Origin of the sequence: Megasphaera sp. UBA4382 (genome assembly GCF_002391155.1) — a bacterium.
Classification (GTDB): domain Bacteria; phylum Bacillota; class Negativicutes; order Veillonellales; family Megasphaeraceae; genus Megasphaera; species Megasphaera hexanoica.
The window spans coordinates 1-8304 of the sequence record NZ_DGRS01000052.1 but is presented as its reverse complement, the minus strand read 5'-3'; the positions used below and the strand labels follow the sequence as shown (position 1 = coordinate 8304).

The following is an 8304-nucleotide window of genomic DNA, read 5'->3' as shown; positions in this document are numbered from 1 at the left end:
TGGATACAGCGGGTCCCAGTAGGTTTTGTACAGACCGGGTCAGACTGGCATCGCCCGGTACGGGATAGGTGACCTGATACAGCTCTTCTGGAAATCCATACATGTCGTAAACCTGGCGCGGCTGGGGTGCGCTCTGGATAAATGTGCCGGGAACATACCAATGGGCAGAAATAGCCAGAATGGCCCGGGGCGTGCCGTGGCGGGAGCAAAGCTGGCCACCAATCCGGCTCAGATTGCGGGTAATATCATTGTGTTGAAGGGCCAGCATGGGGCTGCCATGGCCGGAGAAGATGACGGGAAATGGTTGCTGTATCATAGAAAAGACCTCTCTTTCATGGTGAATCTGTAGGATATATTTTTATAATAGTATACGTGGCATTATGAAAATATACAAGAGTATTATCAAATTCCATGACATATGTAAAAAACAATAGCCACGAACGGTGATATTTGTTATAATGAATTAAACACGTCATCCCAACGGATTTCCTGCGGGAGAACGTCATGCAAAAGCTGTCGTACTTTTCTGTAAAGGTGTCCTGCACAGATGAGGCGGAAAGCACATCTTACACACAACGTGTCTGTCGTCCTGTGCTTTTGGCATGGGATTTTTTTTTATGAGGTGATACATATGGAAACGAGAATCGCATTGATTGGTATTATCGTTGCAGACCGCAATGAGTCGGGGAAGCTGAATGAAATCCTCCATGCATATGGCCAATACATTGTCGGCCGCATGGGAGTTCCTTATAAAGATAAGCATGTCAATGTCATCAGCATCATCGTCGATGCCCCCCAGGATGTCATCAGCGCCCTGTCGGGAAAGCTGGGCATGCTTCCCGATGTGAGTACTAAGACGATTTATCCGCCGTTGCCGCAGTAGGGTGGAATGATGATGGAATATAAAGATACACAGCCTTATGCTATTACCGTAGGTGACCTGGTGCAGAAAGGAAAAGACCATATCCCGGAAGAACTTCTATCCTCGAAGCATCTGATTTACAATTCGCCGGCAGCACTGGCTTTTAATTCCCCGGGAGCCCAGGGATTCGGCGTAAAACGGGCGGGCCTTTCTATACCGGGATCTATCATGCTCCTCATCGGTCCCGGCTGTTGTGGCCGCAATACGACCATTTTAGGCGAGCAGGGAGGCTACAAGGACCGGTTTTACTTCTATATCCTCGATGAAACGGATATCGTCACGGGCAGGCACTTGCAGAAGATTCCGCAGGCTGTCGCGGAAATCGTGGAGTCCCGACGGGAGAAGCCATCGGTGGTAATGCTCTGCATGACCTGCGTCGATGCCCTCCTGGGAACGGATATGGAACGGGTCAGCCGGAAAGCGGCTTCGGTCTGCGGCGTCCCTGTCGTGCCGTGTTACATGTACGCTCTGACGCGGGAAGGGCGCAAACCGCCGATGGTCGATGTACGCCGTGCCCTCTATTCCCTGCTGGAAAAGCAGCCGCGTCATCGCCGTACGGTCAATCTGCTGGGATTTTTTTCTCCCCTGCAGGATGATTGCGAGCTGTATCCTATCCTGCGTCAGACAGGAATCAAACAGATACAGGAACTAGCCCGCTGCCGTAATTTTGAAGAATATCTGGCTATGTCCCAGGCTAATTTTAACCTCGTCCTCCATCCGGAGTCGTGGCTGGCGGCGCAGGATATGGAAAAAAGACTGGGTATCCCGTCTATTACCCTGACACGATTGTATCAGGTATCACAGATTCACCGCCAGTACATGGCCTTGTCCCGCGTTCTCGGTGCCCCTATTCAGGATGAACCGTGGCTGGAACAGGCCCGCCAGGCTGTTGAAGCAGTCCGCGCCCGCTATAGTGGTACGACTGTGGCTATAGGTGGCATGCAGAATGGCAATGCTTACGAAATGGCACTGGCTCTGACACGGTACGGGTTTACGATCAAAGAAATATATGCTAGTCTCAGTCCGGATGATTTTGTCTATCTGCGTCATCTGGCACAATGGAGCCCGGAAACAAAGGTATACTCCAACTTGTCTCCTACCATGCTCTACTATGAAGGAGCATCCCATCCGGTCGATCTGACCATTGGCAAGGATGCGGCCTGGTATCATGAAACGGCTGCCCACGTGAATTGGGATGACGATATCCAGCCTTTCGGATATGCTGGCGTCCTTTCTCTGTTGCGGTATATTGGATTGGCTCTGGACGAAAGGGGGAAAAACGGGCGATGAAAGGATTGTGGAAATATTTGTCTCCCTTTGCTCCGGACCAGTCAGGAGCGGCCGCCGTACTCTACGGTCTGGGTGGCATCGTCGTTATCTGTGATGCCGGTGGCTGTGCCGGGAATATCTGCGGCTTTGATGAACCGCGCTGGTTCAGCGGTAAAAGGAGTGCCGTTTTTAGTGCAGGACTGCGCGACATGGATGCCATCCTCGGCCGCGATGATCTGCTCGTACGCAAAGTGTGCGCAGCGGCAGAAACGGTGAATGCTGCCTTTGTGGCACTGGTGGGTACTCCCGTTCCAGCTGTCATCGGTACGGATTTCAAGGCGCTGTGCCGTATGATATCCCGTACACTCAACATACCGGCACTGGCCGTCCCGACGACAGGAATTGGCTATTATGACGACGGGATGCAGGCAGCTTACAACGCGCTGCTTCCTGTCCTGGCCCAGCCGGAGATAGTGGTGGAACGAGGCCGGGCCGGTGTCCTCGGGGCAGTTCCCCTGGAAATGGCTTCTCCGGATGAACAACAGGCCCTCATGGAGACACTGCATGGGGAAGGCTGGAAGCAGGTAATCCTTTTTGACTGCCGGGAAGCGTATGAACAAGCTGGCAGGAATGAGAAGAATTTTGTCGTATCACCGGCAGCACTGGAAGGAGCACGCTACCTGTATGAACGGTTTGGGACCCCTTATGAAGTACGCTATCTGGGACGGCCCCTGCCGGAAGATATCCGGGCTGCCGTAACAGGGAAGCGGGTACTGGTCGTCCATCAGCAGGTTACGGCCAATGCCATGGCAGAAGCGGTACGGAATGCTGGTGCGGCTTTGGTACAGACAGCAGGATGGTTCCGGACGGAATCGTCTTGTATCCGGCCGGGACATGTCCAGCTCAAGGAAGAAGAGGACTGGTGCCAGCTGGCCGATAATGATGACTTCGATGTCATCCTGGGTGATATCTATTTCAAGCGGGCCCTGTCTCATTTCCATGGCCTGTATGTGGATGTGCCTCATTTCGCCGTATCGGGGAGGTATTGATGGAAACAGTTCGGATTTGTGTACTCGGTATCGTGCAGGGAGTCGGGTTCCGGCCGTTCGTCAGCCGGCTGGCCCATTCCTGTCACGTTCGTGGCACGGTCTGCAATAAGGGGTCTTATGTAGAAATATTGGTCCAGGGGCCAGAGGAGGCCCGGAAACAGTTTCAACAGAAGTTACCTGAAAAAGCGCCGGCACGGTCAGCAATTCTCAAAATCATAACGGAGCAGACGGATGTACCGCCCTTTCCTGATTTTTCTATTGTCGAAAGTGAAGCAGAGGAAGGAGACGTCTTTGTGTCTCCTGATATCGCCATCTGTGACGATTGCAAAAAAGAGTTGTTTGATCCGCAGAACCGCCGCTATCTCCATCCGTTCATCAACTGCACGGCCTGCGGGCCCCGCATGACCATCCTCGATGCCATGCCCTATGACCGGGAACGGACGAGTATGGCAGAATTTCCCATGTGCTCCCAATGTGAATATGAATATACCCATCGGGAAACACGGCGCTATGACGCTCAGCCGGTATGCTGCCCCGATTGCGGACCGGAAGTCTATATACTGGATAGTACAGAACGGGGGCGGGATGCAGTCACGGCTGCCCGGCAGGCTCTTGTATCGGGCCGTATCATAGCTGTCAAAGGCATCGGAGGATATCATCTTTGTTGTGATGCGTTTCAGGAAAAAACTGTACAGCGCCTGCGCTGTCTGAAACACCGGCCGGCAAAACCCTTTGCCGTCATGATGAAGGATATGGCTACCGTGGACCGTCACTGTGTCATACCTGCCGGGGCAGACCGGGTGCTGGACGGGCATGAAAAGCCCATCATTCTGTTGGAAAAACGGTCTGATACTACGCTGGCACTTTCGCTGGCACCGGAAAATCCTTTTTTGGGCGTTATGCTCCCGTACACGCCTCTTCATCTGCTGCTCTTTACGTATGATGATGGTCTGGACGTACCGGATGCGCTGGTCATGACCAGCGCCAATGTATCGGGTGCTCCCATATGCCACGATGAAGCAGAAGCACGGCAGGAACTTCCTGACTTGTGTGATGCCATTCTCAGCCATAACCGGCGGATCCGGCTGCGGGCCGATGATTCCGTAATAAACTGGTATGATGGCAGTCCGTACATGATACGCCGTTCCCGCGGCTATGCGCCGTTGCCGTTTTTCTATGGCAGGGAAACGGGGACGGTTCTGGCACTGGGCGGAGAACTGAAAAATAGCTTTTGCCTGGCCAGGGACCGGCTGTATTACTTGTCTCCATATATCGGGGACATGGCCGATGTCCGGACCGTACAGGCCCTGCGGGATGGTGTTTCCCGGATGAAAACGCTCCTTGAAATAGAACCGGCCTGCGTGGCCTGTGATCTTCATCCCCGGTATAATACGACAGCTGTTGCTCAGGAAATGGGGCTGCCTGTCATTCCCGTCCAGCATCATTTTGCTCATATCCTGTCCTGTATGGCAGAAAACGATTGGGAACAGCCTGTCATAGGTGTAGCTTTTGACGGGACCGGGTATGGAACCGATGGCACCGTATGGGGAGGAGAAATACTCCTCTGTGACTGTCATGGATTCCACCGCAGTGCGTCTATCGCACCTTTCTGGCAGCGCGGTGGTGATGTGGCAGCCCGGGAAGGATGGCGCATTGCCGTCAGCCTTATCAGCCATTTGTATCCAAAGACGGATGAGGCTGTGGCTGTAGTGGACAGACTGCGCCTCTGCAGCCGGAAAGAATGGCAGATGCAGTCTTTTATGGCGCAACAGGGTATAAATAGTATTTTGTCTACCAGTGCGGGCCGCTTGTTTGATGGCGTCAGTGCTATTCTGGGTCTGGCGCGGCAGTCGTCGTTTGAAGGCGAAGCGGCGATGAAGATTCAGTTTGCAGCCTGGCGATGGATGAAAGGTCATCATATCAGCCCGGAGACACGGATACCGCCTCAGAAAGAAAACGGCCGGTGGATACTGCCGACGATGGAACTGGTGCAATATCTGGCAGAAGAAAAAATGGCTGGCAGAGATCCGGATTTCCTGGCTTATATTTTCCATTGCCGGCTGGCCGGACAAATTGCCGGTGCCTGTTTGCAGATTTCGCAGGAAACGGGTGTGAAGACCGTGGCTCTGAGTGGCGGCGTGTTTCAGAATACGCTGCTCCTGTCCTTGTGTGAACAGGCATTGGGACAGGCTGGGCTGGGCGTTCTACGCCATCATCTCGTTCCTGCCACTGATGGTGGTATTGCCCTGGGGCAGGCTGTATATGCCATGATGAACCAGGAACGGCAATGAGATAGAACGATTTAGAAATCAATTTAATTAAAAATAAAGCATATATTAATATGCTGTATATACAATATTAATATACGTATCTGTTTACTGTATGTAAGGAGGAATTGCCATGTGTGTCGGATTACCTGCACGGGTCGTAAAAGTGCATCAGGGAATGGCTTTGGTCGATGCATCCGGAGCCAGAAGGGAAGTATCGGCAGCACTGCTGGACGAACTGGATCCCGGTGATTATGTCATGGTCCATGCCGGAATGGCTATTGCCCGGATTACCGGGGATGATGAAGAAGAAATGGATGATATTCTGGAGGAACTGGACTGATGGGAAATGAATATACACAAACGGCACTTCAGATAATACGTTCGTATGATGGCCCGCCTGTACGGATTATGGAAGTCTGCGGGACTCATACTCATGAAATTTTCCGGCTGGGAATCAGACAGATTTTGCCGGAAGCGGTGGAAGTCATTTCCGGACCGGGCTGCCCGGTCTGCGTGACGCCTGTCCGCTACATAGACGAAGCCATCTGGCTGGCTCTGGAACGGAAGGTGACCGTTTGTACGTTCGGCGATCTCGTCCGTGTACCGGGGAGCACACAGAGCCTGGCCGGGGCGCGGAGCATGGGAGCCCATGTAGAAATTGTCTATTCACCCCTCGACGCCTACGATTATGCCCGGCAGCACCGTGATGAAGAAGTCGTATTTTTGTCCGTAGGATTTGAGACGACGACGCCGCCCTCCTGCCTGGCCGTCCGGACAGCCAGAGCGGAAGGGGTGATGAATTTTTCTCTCCTCACGGCCAATAAAACAATGCCCCGTGCTTACGAAGCGATGAAGGATAGCGCCGATGCATTCCTGTATCCCGGCCATGTCTGTGCCGTCATGGGGACTGGTGATTGTGAAGCCATGGTACAGCAGGGCGTTTCTGGTGTCGTCGCCGGTTTTACGGCAAAAGAACTGATGACAGCCTTTGCCGTTATCCTGAAGAAAATACGGCAGGGCAGGCCGTTCTTTAAAAACTGCTATCCCCGCGTCGTCACCAGAGAAGGAAGCCGGACAGCTAAAGAACTCATGGCAGACGTTATGGTGCCGTGTGATGATGAATGGCGCGGTCTGGGCTGTATTTCCCAATCGGGACTGCGGCTCCGCCCCGATTATGCAGCGTGGGATGCCCGCCGTAAATACAGCGTGCCGCCCATGAAGGGAAAGGCCAATCCGGCCTGCCGCTGTGGTGATATCCTGCAGGGAAAATGCACGCCACCCCAGTGCCCGCTGTTCGGTACGGTATGCACACCGGAACAGCCGGTCGGAGCCTGCATGGTATCTCATGAAGGTGCCTGCTCTGCGTATTATACGTATGGAGGAAAGATACGATGAATGATGTGATTACGCTGGCCCATGGGGCCGGTGGCAAACAGACGGCCGAACTGATCGACCGCGTATTTAAAGCCCATTTTTCCAACCCTCAGTTTACCGGTGATGATGCGGCCGTCCTTTCCATCGGCGGTGCCGACCTGGCCTTTACGACCGATGGATTTATCGTTTCCCCGCCGGATTTTCCCGGTGGCGATATTGGTAAGCTCAGCATCTGTGGCACGGTCAATGACTTATCTTGTATGGGAGCACGGCCATTGTATCTGTCCTGTGCTTTTGTCATCGAAGAAGGATTCCCTCTGGCTAAGGTCGAAAAGTATGCCGCATCTATGGCCCGTACGGCTGCCGAGGCGGGGGTGCGCATCGTAGCTGGCGATACGAAAGTAGCGGGAAAAGGGCAGGTAGACCACTTGTTTATTACGACTACGGGAATCGGACAGCGCCTGACTGGCGTCCATACGTCCGGTACGCTGGCACGCCCCGGCGATGTAGTCATTGTCAGTGGCGATGTTGGCCGCCATGGCTGTACGATTTTGCTGGCACGGAATCAGTTCGGCATCGACGCCGATGTAACCAGTGATTGTGCTCCCTTATGGGGAACGGTAGAAGCCATGCTCGGGCAGACGAAAGATATCCACGTTATCCGCGATGCCACCCGGGGTGGCGTGGGAACGGTCCTGTATGAAATCGCCAGCCAGAGCCATGTCGGCATTCATCTGGACAGCCAGTCTGTACCGGTGCATCCCTCTGTCCGTGGCGTCTGTGGCATGCTGGGACTGGAACCGCTCTATCTGGCCTGTGAAGGCCGTCTGGTTATCATCGCGCCAGAATGTGAAGCGCCGGCGATTCTGGATGTGCTGCACCGGCAGCCTTATTCTCAAGATGCCGCTGTCATCGGACAGGTCACGGCAGAACAGCCGGGCCGGGTCATATTGCGCACGGAAATCGGTGCGGAAACGATGCTCCCGCCGCCGGGGGGAGAATTGCTGCCCCGCATATGCTGACCGAGGAGGGAGAGCATGATTTACGAAAATGAAATCCATCCGCCTCAGGTGCCCCGATATACGGTTACGCCGGATGGTGCCGAAATTTCCATAGGCAGGGCGGATTTTCCCAAACCGTTTTATATTGGCCTGCAGTATGCTTCACCGGCCCGGGGGCACTGGACCATCGCTCACTCGCCTATGCTCATTCCCCAGTGCCATGAAATATACGTCTGCTGTGCCTGCTGCCTTCACGGCGTCGTCTTATCGGCCGATGAAATCCCCGATGGTGCCGGGCGTTTTTCCATGGTGACCCTGACCAATGAAAATCTCATCAAAGGCAATCTGGAAGACATGATGATTGAGGGCATATCCCGGATTATTGAAGAATTGCCGGAACGGCCCCGCTGCGTCGAAGG

Annotated in this window: 8 protein-coding genes and 1 pseudogene; 8 read left to right on the top strand and 1 reads right to left on the bottom strand. The window is 53.9% G+C overall.

Annotated elements, in window-relative coordinates:
- Window positions 1-316 (bottom strand): dioxygenase (locus B4H10_RS06310; protein WP_292018451.1); only part of this gene is annotated, 316 nt, incomplete at its 3' end.
- 315 nt (window positions 317-631) lie between these two features.
- On the opposite strand from B4H10_RS06310, the gene B4H10_RS06305 reads away from it, so the two are divergent.
- The 8 genes and pseudogenes from B4H10_RS06305 to B4H10_RS06270 all read left to right on the top strand — a co-directional run.
- The gene (locus tag B4H10_RS06305; protein WP_059075446.1) at window positions 632-883 is read left to right on the top strand and encodes a TM1266 family iron-only hydrogenase system putative regulator; all 252 of its coding nucleotides are present in this window, start codon (window positions 632-634) and stop codon (window positions 881-883) included.
- Window positions 884-889: 6 nt separating this feature from the next.
- The gene (locus B4H10_RS06300) at window positions 890-2212 is read left to right on the top strand and encodes a nitrogenase component 1 (protein WP_292018450.1); all 1323 of its coding nucleotides are present in this window, start codon (window positions 890-892) and stop codon (window positions 2210-2212) included.
- Window positions 2209-3240: a nitrogenase component 1 gene (locus B4H10_RS06295; protein WP_292018449.1), complete on the top strand. Its 1032-nt coding sequence runs from the start codon at window positions 2209-2211 to the stop codon at window positions 3238-3240. Before B4H10_RS06300 ends, B4H10_RS06295 begins: the two co-directional genes overlap by 4 nt.
- Complete coding sequence (hypF, locus tag B4H10_RS06290; protein WP_292018448.1) at window positions 3240-5531, top strand: carbamoyltransferase HypF; 2292 nt, start codon at window positions 3240-3242, stop codon at window positions 5529-5531. The genes B4H10_RS06295 and hypF overlap by 1 nt, the downstream gene beginning before the upstream one ends.
- Window positions 5532-5640: 109 nt before the next feature.
- Entirely contained in the window at window positions 5641-5850 is a 210-nt protein-coding gene (locus tag B4H10_RS06285) for a HypC/HybG/HupF family hydrogenase formation chaperone (protein WP_292018447.1), read from the top strand.
- Window positions 5850-6905, top strand: coding sequence for a hydrogenase formation protein HypD (gene hypD / locus B4H10_RS06280; RefSeq protein ID WP_292018446.1), 1056 nt, complete (start codon window positions 5850-5852; stop codon window positions 6903-6905). The genes B4H10_RS06285 and hypD overlap by 1 nt, the downstream gene beginning before the upstream one ends.
- A complete protein-coding gene (gene hypE, locus B4H10_RS06275; RefSeq protein ID WP_292018445.1) occupies window positions 6902-7906 on the top strand; it encodes a hydrogenase expression/formation protein HypE in 1005 nt (334 codons plus the stop codon). The genes hypD and hypE overlap by 4 nt, the downstream gene beginning before the upstream one ends.
- Before the next feature lie 15 nt (window positions 7907-7921).
- Window positions 7922-8304: pseudogene (locus B4H10_RS06270) on the top strand (hypothetical protein); the annotation flags it as partial.